We start from the raw sequence: 15023 nt of genomic DNA on the forward strand, positions 1-15023 counted from the left end.
CCATGGAGAAACTTACAAAATTAAGAAGTGCATTTGGAGAAGCTGGTATTGATGGCATTTTATTAACGAATCAACATAGTCGTAGATATATGACAAACTTTACAGGAACGGCAGGAGTTGTATTAATTTCAAATGAACGCGCTTTGTTTATTACAGATTTTCGATATGTTGAACAAGCGCAAAAACAAGCGGTTGGCTATGAGATCGTGCAGCATACGGGTCCGATTCTTGAAGAAGTTGCAAAACAAGTAAAAGACCTAGGAATTCAAAAGCTTGGTTTTGAGCAAGATACTCTTACATACAGCTCTTATACGGCATATAAAGAGGAAGTTGATGCAGAATTTGTTGCAACTTCTGGTATTGTGGAAAAGTTACGCTTGATTAAGACTGATTCAGAGATTAAGATATTAAAGGAAGCTGCACAGATTGCAGATGCTGCCTTTGAACATATTCTATCATTTATTCGCCCGGGAGTATCTGAGATTGAAGTGTCAAATGAACTTGAATTTTTCATGAGAAAGCAAGGAGCAACTTCTTCTTCGTTTGATATTATCGTTGCTTCTGGACTTCGTTCAGCATTGCCGCATGGCGTGGCATCTGAAAAATTGATAGAAAAGGGAGATTTTGTTACATTAGACTTCGGTGCTTACTATAAAGGATATTGCTCTGATATTACTCGTACAATTGCAGTAGGTGAGCCGTCCGACAAATTAAAGGAAATTTATAATATCGTATTAGAAGCGCAGCTGCGCGGTGTAAACGGCATTAAAGCTGGTCTAACTGGCCGTGAAGCTGATGTGTTAACGCGTGACTACATAACTGAAAAAGGATACGGTGAATATTTTGGGCATTCTACAGGTCATGGGATTGGTCTTGAAATTCATGAGGGACCAAGTTTAGCCTTCCGCTCTGAGACGGTACTTGAGCCAGGAATGGTTGTGACTGTAGAACCTGGAATTTATATTCCAAATGTAGGCGGAGTTCGTATTGAGGATGATATTATAGTAACAGTTGAAGGTAATGAAGTGTTAACTAAATCTCCAAAAGAACTCATTATTTTGTAAAATACAGGAGGATTTTTTGCATGATTTCAGTAAACGATTTTCGTACAGGTTTAACAATTGCGGTGGATAACGGCCTTTGGCAGGTTATAGATTTCCAACACGTAAAACCAGGTAAAGGTGCAGCGTTCGTTCGTTCTAAACTACGTAACCTTCGTACAGGTTCTGTTCAAGAAAAAACATTCCGTGCTGGTGAAAAAGTAGAAAAAGCACATATCGAAAACCGTCGTATGCAATATTTATATGCAAGCGGTGAAGCTCATGTATTCATGGATAATGGAACATACGAGCAAATCGAACTTGCTGACAAGCAAATCGAACACGAATTAAAATTCTTAAAAGAAAATATGGAAGTAGCAATTATGACATATCAAGGCGAAGTACTTGGTGTAGAACTTCCAAACACTGTTGAGTTAAAAGTTGTTGAAACAGAACCAGGTATTAAAGGTGACACAGCTTCTAACGTAACAAAACCAGCTACATTAGAAACTGGTCTAGTTGTACAAGTACCAATCTTCATTAACGAAGGTGAAATGCTTATTATCAACACAGGAGAATCAAAATACGTTTCTCGTGCGTAATTGAAAGTGGCACTCGTGGATTATCCACGAGTGCCTTTTTTATGTGAAATAAGGTACGTAATAAATGACAGTAATAATAAGGCTAATGACAAGCAGTAGAAGAGTCCCAGCCATATAGGGATTCATTCGAATTTGAAAAGGTGTTATTTCCCCGGTGTTAAGCCCCGTGAAACTTTTTGTAATAGCACGATCCATATTAGCGTTTCGGTTCATATTTAAAAGTAACAGCCAAGTGATACTGAAAATAGCTAAACTCCCTAAAAAGAAACTTTCTATAAATGGCCAATCGACAAATTTTGCAAACAAGAAAATAGCAGCCACTTCTACCGAGATAGTAAGGATAATTTTAAGAACTTTCATACTTCCACCCTTTTTATTCCAATATATCACAATTTAACGGAAAATTCTGTTTGTTTTTATTTGATAATTAAAAAATTACTTTTCCACTTCTGAAATAGACAACCATTGCATATGGTTGTACAAAGGTACTCTTTCATCTTGTTTCAGCAGGATATATGTGTGCTGTTAGAACGGTGTAAGGATAACGAGAGAGGTGAGAGGATGAAACAATGGCTAGCGGCATTTGAAACATCTGTGCTCGTGATGGCGCTTCTTAGGCTCTTCTCGGGAAGCATGGAGATTTTCGCCGCTTTGCTTATGTTGTATTTCAATGATGCCAAAAAGGCATTGTTCGTAAATGGCATGCTTGCATTTGTTGGGCCAACTGTTTTGATTGTAACGATGTCAATTGGAATTGCGAGCGTTACGAATGAATTTTCTTTTTTGAAATTATTTTTTTTAGCGCTTGGAATTGGCTGTATTTTTATTGCGGTACTGAAATAGCGATGTGATGGGGAGAGAGCTATGAAAGAAGTATTAGAGATGTTGCCAAAGCAAATCGAACGTTTTATACAAGACTATAAAGAAAATGACGGATTAGAAGAAATACGGATTCGGATTGGTCGACCGCTTGAATGTATTGCGCGCGGTGAAGCGCATTTTTATAACTATATTGTGACGGTAGAAGACGCAGCATATTTGCTGAATAAGCTGAGTCAATATTCACTTTATACGATGGAAGAAGAATTAAAGCGAGGGTATGTTACATTGCGCGGAGGACATCGCGTTGGTTTAGCGGGCAAAGTAATTATGGAAAAGAGTGCAGTGAAAATGATTCGGGATGTGGCGTCATTTAATATTCGAATTGCTCGCCAAAAAAAGGGAATTGCTGAGCCGCTTATACCATATTTATATGAGAAGCATTGGCTGAATACAATGATTATCGGTCCGCCGCAAACAGGCAAAACAACATTATTACGTGATGTAGCGCGTTGTATGAGTGCGGGGGTTCCAAGGCAACATATTCCTTCTTGTAAAGTTGGTATCGTAGACGAAAGATCAGAAATTGCGGGGTGCGTGAAAGGTGTACCGCAATATGAGTTTGGAACAAGAGTGGACGTGTTAGATGCATGTCCAAAAGCAGAAGGTATGATGATGATGATTCGCTCAATGAGTCCCGATATATTAATTGTTGACGAAATCGGCCGACCAGAAGATAGCGAAGCAATTATGGAAGCTGTTCATGCTGGTGTTCAATTGTTTACTAGTGTGCATGGACAAGGGCATGAAGATATACTGAAACGACCTTCGCTAAGGAAAATCATAGAACTGGGCGTATTTGAACGCTTTATTGAGCTTTCTAAAATAAAAGGACCAGGAACGATTTTGAATATGAAGGATGGCAGCGGAAAGCCAATTCGCCGCGGGGAGAAGGTGCTGAACGTATGATTAAATTTTTTGGTGCCGCACTTATCCTTGCGGTATCAACATTTTTTGGTTTTTCATATGCGAAGAAATATAGTGAGCGCCCTCGCCAATTACGGTTGTTAAAGGCAGCATTGCAATCACTTGAGGCGGAAATTATGTATGGACATACCCCGTTGTCAGAGGCAGCTGCACGTCTTGAAAAACAAATGCCAAAGCCTTTGAACTGGTTATTTCATAGCTTCCATGAACGATTAGAAAGGGGAGAGCAAACGGTTCGGGAAGCATGGATGGATAGCTTACAAGAAAATTGGAAACTCACGGCCTTGAAGCAAACAGAATATGAAATTTTACAGCAATTTGGAGAAACGTTAGGACAACACGACCGGGAATCACAGCAAAAGCATATTCGTTTATGTATTACGCATTTAGAAAGAGAAGAAGGGGAAGCAAAGGAAATGCAGATTCAGTACGAAAAGATGATGAAAAGTTTAGGTGTATTAGCAGGACTACTTATCGTTATTTTATTGTTGTAAGGGGGAAAGGTGATGTCGATCGACGTTGGATTAATCTTTCAAATTGCAGGCATTGGTATTATTTTAGCTTTCATTCATACTGTGCTGAAAGAACTAAAGCGAGAAGATATTGCCAACTGGGTTATTCTTGTTGGTTTTGTCGTTATTTTATTTCAAGTTGCATTTTTAATTAACAATTTGTTTGACAAGATTAAAAGCGTCTTTCTCTTTCAGTAAAGGGGGGCGATTCGAATCGAAATATTACAAATTGTAGGACTTGGGCTTGTGGCGACCTTTTTGGCGGCAGTATTGAATCAACATAAATCGAGTATAACTTCATTGTTTGTTGTATTTGTCGGTAGTGTGATGTTTTTACTTATAATCGATCAAATTCACTCTATTTTAACGATGATTGAGCGCATTGCGAATGAAGCGAAGGTGAGCAATGTGTATGTGGAAACGCTGCTAAAAATTATTGGAATTGCTTATATTGCAGAATTTGGTGCACAAATTACGAAAGATGCAGGACAAGGAGCGATTGCCTCAAAAATCGAATTAGCAGGAAAAATTTTAATTTTAGTGATGGCGATTCCAATATTAACGGTTGTAATTGAAACAATTCTCGGTTTTTTACCAACCGGATAAAGGAGGGGTGAAATGTGCGATCGTTTGGAATAAAGCTTTTGTTTACCTTTCTCCTCTTTTTTTCTTTGCCAATTATCGTACAAGCTTCTCCCTTAGAACAAAATGTTGTGGATGAACAGCTAGGAAAGCTTGGGATAGAAGATGTAAAGAAATATTGGGATGACCTTGTTGCAAAGTACGGGGGATATTTGCCGGAAAGCCAAAAGGGAAGCTTTATGGAGTTTGTAAAAGGAGAAAAAAACTTTTCAATTAAAGAGTGGTTAATTGGATTACTAAAATATTTATTTCATGAATTAGTGGCTAATGGAAAGTTGCTTGGGACACTTATTATGCTTACTATTTTTAGTGCGCTTCTTCAATCACTTCAATCTGCTTTTGAAAAAAGTAGTGTTGGAAAAATAGCAGATGCTGTTGTATATATGGTGCTTATCGTTTTTGCTTTAAATAGTTTTTACGTTGTAATGACGTATGCAAGGGACACTATTCAAACAATGATAGATTTCATTTTAGCACTTCTTCCTATTTTGTTGGCGCTTATTGCTACTGGAGGCGGTGTTGTATCTGTTTCCTTCTTTCATCCGATTATTGTTTTTCTTATGAATACGAGCGGGATGCTCATGAATTATATTGTTTTACCGCTCCTGCTGCTTGCAACGATTTTAAGTATTGTAAGTACAATGAGTGATCAATATAAAGTCACAAAATTGTCCAAGCTGCTTCAAAATGTTAGCGTTAGCATCATTGGCATTTTCTTAACAATCTTTCTTGGTGTGCTATCTGTACAAGGAACGGCAACAGCAGTAGCGGATGGGATTGCTGTTAAAACAGCAAAATTTGTAACGGGAAACTTTATTCCAGTTGTGGGGCGAATGTTTACCGAAGCAGCAGATACAGTGCTCAGTGCATCTGCATTATTAAAAAATACAATTGGAATTGTTGGGATTGTTATTTTATTACTTATCGTTGCTTTTCCTGCGATTCAAATTTTTTGCATTGCTTTTATTTATAAGTTTGCAGCAGCAGTGCTACAACCTGTTGGTGGAGGGGCGATTATCCAATGCCTAGATATTATCGGTAGAAGCATTATATACGTGTTTGCTTGCTTGGCTATTGTATCGTTTATGTTTTTTTTAAGTATCACTATTATTATCGCAGCTGGAAATATTACGTTAATGATGCGTTAGGGGGTGATCAGGTTGCAATTTGTAGTAGAGTGGATTCGGAATATTATTGTGTTTCTACTATTAGCGACGATGCTTCATATGTTACTTCCTAATTCAAAATTACAAAAGTATGTCAAATTTGTTGTTAGTTTGCTTCTAGTTGTTTTAATCTTAACGCCCTTGTTTAAATTATTGCAAACAGACATTCAAGATGTAATTGCAAACGTTAGTCAAGACAAGTATGTGGCCAATGGATTAGTAGAAAATCAAATTGATACAAAGAAAAAAGAAATACAAGCCTCACAACGTGCATATATTTTAGAACAGATGGCTGTCCAAATGAAAAAACAAATTGGAAAAGAACTGGAAGAAAAATATGGTATGGCCGTTATGAGTTTGCAGATACAAGTACCAGAAGAAAAAAAGGAAGTGAAATCTCAGCAAGATATTCAGTCTGTTGTCGTAATGCTTCAAAAAAAGGATCGTAATCGAGAAGGAGCTATTGAAACAATTCAAAAGGTAGAAATTAATTCGAAAGAACCTCGAAAGACATCAGAACAAAACACAGCTGAAATGAAACAATTCTTCTCAAACAAATGGCAATTAGAAGAGAACAAAATTAAAGTTCAGATGGAAGGGGGGGCAGAAAAAGCAAATGAATAACAAATTTCAATTTTTTCGCAATTTTTTTAAAGGAAATGAAAAAGATGAGAAAGAGAAAAAAATAACATCAAAGTTTTTAATTGTTTTGCTTATACTCGGTATGCTTCTTATGTTTTCTAGTAATCTTTTTCAAGCGAAAAAACCAGAAGTACCTGTTTTGAAATCGCAGACAGGGCAAGAACAGCCTAAAGATGTACCGACGTTTGGACAAAAGGACAGCGACAATAAATCTATCATTGATAAATATGAAAAAGAATATGAGCAACAATTAAAAGAAGCATTAGAAAGTATTACAGGTGTTAAAGATGTAACAATTACAGTCAATCTTGATTCATCTGAAGAAATAATACTCGACAAAAATACGGTGAAGCGATCGCAAACGACAAATGAAACAGATAAAGAAGGTGGAACACGAAAAGTTGAGGATGAGTCTACCGATGATAAAACCGTGATTGTACGTCAAGGGGATAAAGAAACTCCTATTGTACTTCGAAAAGAGAAGCCGAAAGTTCGAGGTGTTCTTGTTGTTGCAAAAGGAGTGGATAATATACAAGTAAAACAAATGGTAAAAGAAGCTGTTACGCGTATGCTTGATGTCCCAAGCCACCGTGTATCTGTCTTGCCAAAAAAGAATTAGGGAGGAAATAAAGTGCTAAAAAAACAAACAGTTTGGTTATTAACGATGTTAAGTTTAGTTGTTGTTCTTTCGGTATACTATGTAATGACGCCAGATAATAAAAGTAAGGTTGTTACAACATCTCTTGAAGAAGTAACGAAAGAGAAGCAAGGAACTCAAAAGGAAACAAGTAAAAAAGAAACAAGTAAAAAAGAAGGTAATGTATCTAGTCAATCTGCTAGTGATGATAGTTTCACAGCACTACGTTTGCAAATGGAAGATCAGCGCAGTGAAGTGAAAGAAAAATTGCAAGATGTAATGAACTCAACAAACGCTTCTGCTGAAGAGAGAAGTAAAGCAAAAGATGACTTTAATGCATTAAGTGATTTAGCAGCAAAAGAAACATTATTAGAAACATTGATTAAAACAGAAGGTGGCTATAAAGATGCACTTGTACGTGCAGATGGAAATGACATTAAAGTGACAGTGAAAGCAGCGAAGCTTTCTGCGAAAGAAGCAAATAAAATTATGCAGCTTGTAAAAAGTGAAACGGGCTTAATGGCAGACGTTCGATTTGAAATCGCAAAGTAAAAAGCTATCGATTTTTCGATAGCCTTTTTTGTTTATTAGAAGTTAGTCTAGCAATTGTAATTCAGCCTCTTTTACTTTTATAGGAGAAATTCGTTGTGAGCAAAAAATCATCGGTTCTTGATGAAGGCGATTACTTTGTCCGCATTTCATTTGAATAGCAAGAGCCATAACCCAAATAATAACAGTTGGTAGAAAGAGAATAAGCCAAATGTTCACGTTTTCGCACCTCACTGTATAGGATTCTACTTTGACGATACTCCTTTTATATGAAGGGGATATGAAGTGGAGGTAAATAAACCTTTAATATTTGGTAAAAAATAAATAAAATTACATAATAAGGTATATGTCACTGTTTTTTCAGAAGTGGTCTTGCCAATTTTGAGTGAAGCTTGGTATTATTACTAGGTGATAAAATATAATATACTGTTATTTTCACAGGAGTTTTTATTTATCATAAAGAAAAAATAAGTTGGAATGTTAAAAATATTTATCGTAAGATGAATATATAGTGTGAAACTTCATAGTAGTTTTTTATTGAGAGTACGCGAAGTAATTTATTATTGTCTGTTATAGCAAGATTTAGTGAAACTTCCATCAATGGCGTTTATGAATGATGGCTTGTAGAAGCAACCAAGCTATTGCAGCAGGACAAACAAGTATATAGGAGTGGATTTTATATGTTTAAAATTCAAGAAGTTCGTGAATTAATTAAGTTGATTGATGATTCTAATATTGATGAATTTGAATACAAAAAAGATGGTACTACAATTAAGATGAAAAAGCGTGGCAATGAAGTAGTTGCTGTGCAACCTGCTCTTGCAGCACAAAAACCTGTACAAGCTATCGCAACAGAAGTAGTTGCTGCACCAGCTCAAGGTGAAACGCCAAAACAAGAAGAGAAACCGGCAGTACAAGATGAGAACTTGAAAAAGATTACTTCTCCAATGGTCGGAACGTTCTATGCATCTCCATCACCAGATGCACCTGTATATGTAAATGTAGGAGATCGCGTATCAGAAGGGAAAATTGTTTGTATTGTAGAAGCAATGAAACTCTTTAATGAAATTGAATCAGAAGTAAATGGAGAAATCGTTGAAATCCTTGTGAATAACGGTCAGCTTGTTGAATATGGACAACCGCTATTTCTTGTAAAAGCATAATAAGGGAGTCTTGAATTATGATTAAAAAAGTATTAATTGCGAACCGCGGGGAAATTGCTGTACGAATTATTCGTGCTTGTAAAGAAATGAACATTGAAACAGTTGCGATTTATTCTGAGGCAGATAAAGAAGCGCTTCATGTACAAGTAGCCGATGAAGCATACTGCGTTGGTCCAACCGTATCAAAGGAGAGTTATTTAAACTTAACGAACATCATTAGTGTTGCGAAATTAACAGGTTGTGATGCAATTCACCCTGGATATGGATTTTTAGCAGAAAATGCTGATTTTGCAGAGCTTTGTCGTGAATGTAATTTAATTTTTATCGGTCCAAGTCCAGAAGCTATTTCAAAAATGGGCACAAAAGACGTTGCACGTGATACAATGAAAGAAGCAGGGGTTCCGATTGTACCGGGTTCACAAGGAATCATTAAGAATATCGAAGAAGCTGTAGCACTCGCAGAGGAGATTGGATATCCTGTTATTATTAAAGCAACAGCGGGCGGCGGCGGTAAAGGTATTCGCGTTGCGCGCACTGAAGAAGAGCTTGTGAAAGGAATTCAAATTACACAGCAAGAGGCAAGTACCGCTTTTGGAAACCCTGGTGTATATTTAGAAAAATACATTGAAGATTTCCGTCATGTGGAAATTCAAGTGATGGCAGATAACTATGGTAATGTCATTCATTTAGGAGAGCGTGATTGTACAATTCAGCGTCGTTTGCAAAAGCTGTTAGAAGAGTCACCTTCTCCAGCTTTAGATGCTACTATTCGTCAACAAATGGGAGAAGCGGCAGTAAAAGCAGCGGCGGCAGTAGATTATACAGGTGCTGGAACAGTTGAATTTATTTACGAATATAAAACGAAAAGTTTCTATTTTATGGAAATGAATACACGGATTCAGGTCGAACATCCTGTAACTGAAATGGTAACAGGGGTAGATCTTATTAAAGAGCAAATTCGTGTTGCTTCAGGAGAGCGGTTATCGCTGCAGCAAGAAGATGTACAATTTAACGGTTGGGCAATTGAGTGCCGAATTAATGCGGAAAACCCTGCCAAAAACTTTATGCCATCTCCAGGAAAGGTAGAAATGTATTTACCACCAGGAGGATTTGGTATTCGCGTCGATTCAGCTGTATATCCTGGATATACGATTCCGCCTTATTACGATTCGATGGTTGCAAAGCTTATTGTTTACGGAAAAACACGTGAAGAAGCAATTGCAAAAATGAAGCGAGCGTTAAGTGAATTCGTCATTGAAGGTGTACATACGACGATTCCGTTTCATTTACAACTTCTTGACCATCCTGAGTTTGTACAAGGTGAATTTAACACTAAGTTTCTAGAACAGCATGATTTAACGGCGCACTGATACATTTAAAGGAGGTTTTTTCATGGCTGATCATATGTTAGACATGGGGCAAGACACAAGCCTTGGTAAAGTAGAAATCGCACCGGAAGTAATTGAAGTAATTGCAGGTATTGCTGCTTCTGAAGTAGAAGGTGTAGCAGCAATGCGTGGTAATTTTGCAACAGATGTTGTTGAGAAGTTAGGAAAGAAAAATCACGGAAAGGGCGTAAAAGTAGAGTTAGCAAACGATGACATTATCGTTGATGTTTATGTATTAATGTACTTTGGTGTAGCAATTCCAGTTGTTGCACAAAACATTCAAGATAATATCCGTCAAGCGCTTCTTACAATGACAGGCCTTGAACCGAAAGAAATAAACGTGCATATCGTTGGTGTAACATTTGAAACACCAAAGACAGAAATTGAGCCAGTGTAATACTAAAAAAGGTGCCTCGTTATACAGGCACCTTTTTTATCGTTTTGTATACTTTTACCTTAATTTCAGAAACATAATATCATTCGGAAAAATGAAAAATATTTAAGGGTAAATACGTATTTTTGAAAAAAACGTACATTGTGGTATGATATGGAACTTGAAGTTAATCTTTTTATTATTTTTCCGTTAGGGAACCCGTGTATGAAACGATAAATTGTGGTATTATCATTGTATTATAAGGTTGAGAACTCAGCGGAATTTATAAAGAGTAAGTAATTCGACGGCTTATAAATTATAATAATATAACAAAACATAAGAAAGACTTGAAGTATAAAGGAGAGTTATAATGAAACGTAGGACGGCTAGAGAAAGAGCAATGCAAGCACTCTATCAAATGGATATTACCGGAGAATATAATCCGAAAGCTGCAGTAGAAAACGCACTTGAAGAAGGCGAAAGTACAAATGAATTTTTAGAAACACTTGTCTTCGGGTGTGTAGAGCATAAAGAAGCAATTGATGAGCTTATTCGTCAAAATTTAAAAAAGTGGAAATTAGAGCGCATTAGCATTGTTGATCGCAGTATTTTACGACTTGCTGTGTATGAAATGAAATACATGGAAGATATTCCGCACAGCGTATCTATTAACGAGGCAATCGAAATTGCAAAAGCATATGGGGACGAGGAATCTCGTCGTTTTATTAACGGCGTTTTATCTAGTATAAAGTGAAACTTGCATCTGTGGGGAGATTTTCCCTACAGATGCAAAGCCTTCACCAATCGGGTTCTTATGAACAGTTATTCCCTACCTATCTTTGTCGTTTCTTTTTAATCTTAAGGTGGGAATCATACTGCCCAAAAGTAGTGGGATAAAGTGAAACTTTCATCTGGGGGGAGTTTCATCTCCTCACAGATGGTTAGTAAGACTAATTAAGCTTTTATGAGCAGTTAACCCTCACCTATCTTCTTTGAATTTTCAAACCTTTAAGATGGGGGCTCTACTGCTCGTTAGAGCGGGGTAGAAGAAAAATAGCTTTATAATTTTTTAAGGGGGAATTTTAACATGGTAGCAGTAATCATCAAAGGAAATGAAGTTGCAGAGAAAAAGCGAGCACAGTTAAAGGAGAAAGTTGCAGAACTAAAAGAACAAGGAATTGTACCAGGATTAGCTGTTATTTTAGTTGGGGATGATCCAGCTTCTCATTCGTATGTAAAGGGAAAAGAAAAAGGGTGCGAACAAGTTGGCATTTATTCTGAATTAATTACATTTCCTGATACAATTACACAAGATCGTTTATTAGCAGAAATCGATCGTTTAAATAACGATAATCGTATTCACGGTATTTTAGTGCAATTACCTTTGCCGAATCACATTGAAGAGAAGGCTATCATTGAAAAAATTTCTCCTGAGAAAGATGTGGATGGTTTCCATCCAATTAGTATCGGCCGTATGATGACAGGACAAGATACATTCCTTCCATGTACACCGCACGGTATTTTAGAATTAGTAAAAGAAACGAACCTTGATATTACAGGAAAACACGTTGTTGTTATTGGACGAAGCAATATTGTTGGAAAACCAGTAGGACAACTGTTTTTAAATGAAAATGCGACAGTTACTTATTGTCATTCAAAAACAGCGAATATAAAAGAATTAACAAAGCTAGCTGATATTTTAATTGTTGCAGTTGGCAGAGCAAAAATGGTAACAGCTGACTATGTAAAAGAAGGTGCAGTTGTAATCGATGTCGGAGTAAACCGTTTAGAAACAGGAAAACTTTGTGGTGATGTTGACTTTGAAGATGTATTAAACGTTGCAGGCTATATTACTCCAGTACCAAAAGGTGTAGGTCCAATGACGATTACAATGCTACTAGAAAATACAGTACTATCTGCAGAGCGCGCAGGTGTTGTTTGTAAGTAATTACAAAGCGGCTATGAGGAGAGAAAGATGGATAAGCAATATTTAACCGTTACAGCATTAACTCGTTATATGAAAACAAAAATAGAGTATGATCCTCATTTACAGTCTGTTTGGTTAAAAGGAGAAATTTCAAATTTTAAATATCATAGCCGCGGTCATATGTATTTCACATTAAAAGATGAAAATGCAAGAATTGCTGCGGTCATGTTTGCAAGTCACAATCGTAATATGAAATTTAGACCAGAAGACGGGATGACGGTGCTTGTAAAAGGGAAGATCTCTGTTTATGAAGCAAGTGGTTCATACCAAATTTATGTTCATGATATGCAGCCAGATGGAGTAGGGAATCTTCATTTAGCATATGAACAGTTAAAGGCTCGTTTAGAGGAGGAAGGGCTGTTTTCACAAGTATATAAACAACCAATTCCTGCTTATCCAACAACAATCGGTGTTATTACGTCACCAACGGGTGCGGCCATTCGGGATATTATAACGACGATTACACGCCGTTATCCTATTGGAAATGTAATTGTATTTCCAGTTCTTGTACAAGGGGAGTTCGCAGCTCCCTCGATTGTACAGGCTATTGAACAGGCAAATGAAATGAACGATATGGATGTATTAATTGTTGGGCGCGGCGGAGGTTCAATTGAAGAACTATGGGCGTTTAATGAAGAAACAGTGGCCCGAGCAATCTTTACGAGTAAAGTTCCGATTATTTCTGCAGTTGGTCATGAAACGGATTTTACAATTGCTGATTTTGTTGCGGATTTAAGAGCGCCAACGCCAACAGCAGCAGCTGAATTGGCAGTTCCTCACATTCTTGAATTAGAAGAAAAAGTGATGCAGCGTACACTTCGGTTAACGCGAGCGATGCGTGAGATGATGAAATATAAGCAGGAACATCTGCAAGCATTACAAAAATCATATGCATTTCGATATCCGAAACAACTGTATGAGCAAAAGGAAGAACAATTGGATCGTACAATTGATAAGCTGATGCAAACGAAAGAACGTTACATAGAGAAGAAGGCGAATCAGCTTCAGAAGCTGTCCTTTTATTTAGGAAAGCATCATCCTTCTCAAAAAATTGAACAAACAAAGCTTACGGTGGATGCATTGCAAAAACAACTGCAACGCGAAATGCAAACTCTTTTACAAGCGAAAGAATTTGCTTTTACAAGAGCAGTAGAGAAGTTAGAAACCTTAAGTCCTCTTAAAGTGATGATGCGAGGCTACGGTCTTGTGTATAACAATAAAAAACAGGTGTTAAAAAGCGTGAAGGAAATTGACCTTGGAGATGCGGTTGCAGTACAGCTTCAAGATGGTTTGTTAGAATGTAATGTATGTGGAATAGAGGAGCGTGAACTAGGCGATGGAAAATAATGTGAGCTTTGAAGAAGCGATTGCAAAGCTTGAGCAAATTGTTTCTAAGCTTGAACAAGGCGATGTTCCGCTTGAAGAAGCAATTTCATATTTTAAAGAAGGTATGGAACTTTCTAAGCTTTGCGATGAAAAATTAAAAGATGTACAAGACCAAATGGCAGTTATACTTGGTGAAGACGGTGAACTTCGTCCTTTTACTGCCCTAGGAGATGAAGCATAATGGCGTATGTAGCTTTTGATGCTTTTATGAAAGAGAGCAAAGCATTTGTTGAAGAACAGCTTGTGCGTTATGCAAATACATTGCAATGTCCGAATGTGCTTCGCGAGGCGATGGCATATTCATTAGAAGCGGGCGGAAAGCGTCTCCGGCCGTTACTTTTATTTGCGACGCTTCAAGCGTTTGGGAAAGATAGAGATTTAGGGATAGGTACAGCCTGTGCACTAGAAATGATTCATACATACTCTTTAATTCATGATGATTTGCCTTGTATGGATGATGATGATTTACGCCGCGGGAAACCGACAAATCATAAAGTATTTGGTGAAGCGATGGCTGTATTAGCCGGCGATGGATTGTTAACATATGCATTCCAAGTTGTAACAGAGCAAGAGCATACAGACGTTACTCCTGAAATCAAGCTGCGCATTGCGTTAGAACTTGCAAAGGCAGCAGGACCAGAAGGAATGGTTGGGGGACAAGTTGCGGATATGGAAGCGGAAGGAAAACAGTTAACTCTTCATGAGTTAGAATATATTCATAAGCACAAAACCGGCCGTTTATTAGAATTTGCAGTATTAGCCGGTGCACTATTATCAGGGGCTACGACTGAGCAACAAGAAAAACTACTTACATTTGCGAAATATGTTGGACTTGCTTTTCAAATTCGTGATGATATTCTAGATGTAGAAGGAACAGAAGAAGAAATTGGGAAGCCAGTCGGAAGCGATATGACAAATGAAAAAAGCACATATACAACGTTGTTTACAGTAGAAGAAGCGAAGCAAATTTTAGAAGAGACAATTGCAAAAGCAAAAGACGCAATTTCTTCTTTGCAATTACAAGATGAATATTTGTTAACAATTTGTGATTTAATTGCAAAGCGTAATCACTAGTATTAAGAACGTTTTCGTTTGTTGAGCCATTCAGGATTTTATGGTATAAATGTAGA

At 37.2% G+C, this 15023-nt stretch carries 21 protein-coding genes; 19 read left to right on the forward strand and 2 right to left on the reverse strand.

Annotation, left to right across the window (positions count from 1 at the left end):
* The first annotated feature begins 2 nt into the window (after positions 1-2).
* Both pepQ and efp read left to right on the forward strand, forming a co-directional pair.
* Positions 3-1064, forward strand: a complete 1062-nt coding sequence (gene pepQ, locus AB1279_RS06660; protein ID WP_429758222.1) for a Xaa-Pro dipeptidase — start codon at positions 3-5, stop codon at positions 1062-1064.
* A gap of 20 nt (positions 1065-1084) precedes the next feature.
* Positions 1085-1642, forward strand: coding sequence for an elongation factor P (gene efp, locus AB1279_RS06665; RefSeq protein WP_336481610.1), 558 nt, complete (start codon positions 1085-1087; stop codon positions 1640-1642).
* 39 nt (positions 1643-1681) lie between these two features.
* Here the strand turns inward: efp and AB1279_RS06670 are convergent, their stop codons facing one another.
* Positions 1682-2002, reverse strand: coding sequence for a hypothetical protein (locus AB1279_RS06670; protein WP_429758223.1), 321 nt, complete (start codon positions 2000-2002; stop codon positions 1682-1684).
* Between the two features lie 201 nt (positions 2003-2203).
* On the opposite strand from AB1279_RS06670, the gene AB1279_RS06675 reads away from it, so the two are divergent.
* The 9 genes from AB1279_RS06675 to AB1279_RS06715 are packed head-to-tail and all read left to right on the forward strand — an operon-like array spanning position 2204 to position 7599.
* Positions 2204-2485, forward strand: coding sequence for a YqhV family protein (locus AB1279_RS06675; protein WP_429758224.1), 282 nt, complete (start codon positions 2204-2206; stop codon positions 2483-2485).
* 21 nt (positions 2486-2506) lie between these two features.
* Positions 2507-3430 carry a stage III sporulation protein AA gene (gene spoIIIAA / locus AB1279_RS06680; protein ID WP_429753909.1) on the forward strand — a complete coding sequence of 308 codons (924 nt, stop codon included), beginning with the start codon at positions 2507-2509 and terminating at the stop codon, positions 3428-3430.
* Positions 3427-3942: a stage III sporulation protein SpoIIIAB gene (gene spoIIIAB / locus AB1279_RS06685; protein ID WP_429753910.1), complete on the forward strand. Its 516-nt coding sequence runs from the start codon at positions 3427-3429 to the stop codon at positions 3940-3942. Before spoIIIAA ends, spoIIIAB begins: the two co-directional genes overlap by 4 nt.
* 12 nt (positions 3943-3954) lie before the next feature.
* Positions 3955-4158 (forward strand): stage III sporulation protein AC, encoded by a 204-nt coding sequence (gene spoIIIAC, locus AB1279_RS06690; protein WP_020061584.1) that lies wholly within the window; start codon positions 3955-3957, stop codon positions 4156-4158.
* A 9-nt stretch (positions 4159-4167) separates the two neighbouring features.
* Entirely contained in the window at positions 4168-4566 is a 399-nt protein-coding gene (spoIIIAD, locus tag AB1279_RS06695) for a stage III sporulation protein AD (protein WP_336482006.1), read from the forward strand.
* 14 nt (positions 4567-4580) lie between these two features.
* Positions 4581-5750 (forward strand): stage III sporulation protein AE, encoded by a 1170-nt coding sequence (spoIIIAE, locus tag AB1279_RS06700; RefSeq protein ID WP_429753912.1) that lies wholly within the window; start codon positions 4581-4583, stop codon positions 5748-5750.
* A gap of 12 nt (positions 5751-5762) precedes the next feature.
* Positions 5763-6392 carry a stage III sporulation protein AF gene (spoIIIAF, locus tag AB1279_RS06705; RefSeq protein WP_429753913.1) on the forward strand — a complete coding sequence of 210 codons (630 nt, stop codon included), beginning with the start codon at positions 5763-5765 and terminating at the stop codon, positions 6390-6392.
* Complete coding sequence (spoIIIAG, locus tag AB1279_RS06710; RefSeq protein ID WP_429758225.1) at positions 6385-7029, forward strand: stage III sporulation protein AG; 645 nt, start codon at positions 6385-6387, stop codon at positions 7027-7029. The genes spoIIIAF and spoIIIAG overlap by 8 nt, the downstream gene beginning before the upstream one ends.
* A 12-nt stretch (positions 7030-7041) precedes the next feature.
* Positions 7042-7599: a SpoIIIAH-like family protein gene (locus AB1279_RS06715; RefSeq protein WP_429753915.1), complete on the forward strand. Its 558-nt coding sequence runs from the start codon at positions 7042-7044 to the stop codon at positions 7597-7599.
* A 42-nt stretch (positions 7600-7641) separates the two neighbouring features.
* Here AB1279_RS06715 and AB1279_RS06720 read toward each other — a convergent pair whose 3' ends face one another.
* Positions 7642-7815, reverse strand: coding sequence for a DNA recombination protein RecO (locus AB1279_RS06720; protein ID WP_429758226.1), 174 nt, complete (start codon positions 7813-7815; stop codon positions 7642-7644).
* A gap of 461 nt (positions 7816-8276) precedes the next feature.
* Here AB1279_RS06720 and accB point away from each other — a divergent pair, with 461 nt between their 5' ends.
* The 8 genes from accB (at position 8277) to AB1279_RS06760 (ending at position 14967) form a co-directional block, all read left to right on the forward strand.
* A complete protein-coding gene (gene accB, locus AB1279_RS06725; protein ID WP_429753917.1) occupies positions 8277-8759 on the forward strand; it encodes an acetyl-CoA carboxylase biotin carboxyl carrier protein in 483 nt (160 codons plus the stop codon).
* A gap of 17 nt (positions 8760-8776) precedes the next feature.
* A complete protein-coding gene (gene accC / locus AB1279_RS06730; protein WP_429753918.1) occupies positions 8777-10129 on the forward strand; it encodes an acetyl-CoA carboxylase biotin carboxylase subunit in 1353 nt (450 codons plus the stop codon).
* Between the two features lie 22 nt (positions 10130-10151).
* Positions 10152-10544 (forward strand): Asp23/Gls24 family envelope stress response protein, encoded by a 393-nt coding sequence (locus tag AB1279_RS06735; protein ID WP_336481597.1) that lies wholly within the window; start codon positions 10152-10154, stop codon positions 10542-10544.
* A 346-nt stretch (positions 10545-10890) separates the two neighbouring features.
* Entirely contained in the window at positions 10891-11274 is a 384-nt protein-coding gene (nusB, locus tag AB1279_RS06740) for a transcription antitermination factor NusB (RefSeq protein ID WP_429753920.1), read from the forward strand.
* A 333-nt stretch (positions 11275-11607) separates the two neighbouring features.
* Entirely contained in the window at positions 11608-12468 is an 861-nt protein-coding gene (gene folD / locus AB1279_RS06745) for a bifunctional methylenetetrahydrofolate dehydrogenase/methenyltetrahydrofolate cyclohydrolase FolD (protein WP_429758227.1), read from the forward strand.
* 27 nt (positions 12469-12495) lie between these two features.
* On the forward strand, positions 12496-13854 hold the full coding sequence (gene xseA / locus AB1279_RS06750) for an exodeoxyribonuclease VII large subunit (protein ID WP_429758228.1): 1359 nt from the start codon (positions 12496-12498) through the stop codon (positions 13852-13854).
* Positions 13844-14074, forward strand: coding sequence for an exodeoxyribonuclease VII small subunit (locus AB1279_RS06755; protein ID WP_429758229.1), 231 nt, complete (start codon positions 13844-13846; stop codon positions 14072-14074). Before xseA ends, AB1279_RS06755 begins: the two co-directional genes overlap by 11 nt.
* The gene (locus AB1279_RS06760; protein ID WP_429758230.1) at positions 14074-14967 is read left to right on the forward strand and encodes a polyprenyl synthetase family protein; all 894 of its coding nucleotides are present in this window, start codon (positions 14074-14076) and stop codon (positions 14965-14967) included. The genes AB1279_RS06755 and AB1279_RS06760 overlap by 1 nt, the downstream gene beginning before the upstream one ends.
* Positions 14968-15023 lie beyond the last annotated feature (56 nt).

It is taken from the genome of Bacillus sp. S14(2024) (assembly GCF_050473785.1).
In the GTDB taxonomy this organism is placed as follows: Bacteria; Bacillota; Bacilli; order Bacillales; family Bacillaceae_G; genus Bacillus_A; species Bacillus_A yunxiaonensis.